Genomic DNA, 255 nt, shown 5'->3' with positions numbered 1-255 from the left:
CAACCACCTCGAGGACGATATTTTCATCTCGGACGAGCCCCAGGGAATCGCCATTACGTTAAGCGACCGCTTCCTGTTCGATGTCGGCCGGGCGGAATTAAAGCCGGGTGCCGCTCCCGTGCTCGGCAAGCTGGCAAGCCTGTTCGAGGATTTGGATTCCACCGTCAGCATCGAAGGCCATACGGACGATGTGCCGATCGGACGCGGCTCCATCTACAAGGATAATTGGGAGCTTTCCGGCGCGCGCGCCATGTC

Annotated in this window: 1 protein-coding gene; it reads left to right on the top strand. The window is 59.6% G+C overall.

Annotation, left to right across the window (positions count from 1 at the left end):
- Positions 1-255, top strand: a 255-nt coding sequence (locus ACSNOG_RS33615) for an OmpA/MotB family protein (protein ID WP_436756456.1), incomplete at both ends; no start/stop codon positions are given.

The organism is Streptomyces sp. URMC 124, assembly GCF_051386455.1.
Taxonomy (GTDB): domain Bacteria; phylum Actinomycetota; class Actinomycetes; order Streptomycetales; family Streptomycetaceae; genus Streptomyces.
Note: the sequence above shows the minus strand (reverse complement) of the source record. Positions and strands in the feature narration are given on the sequence as shown.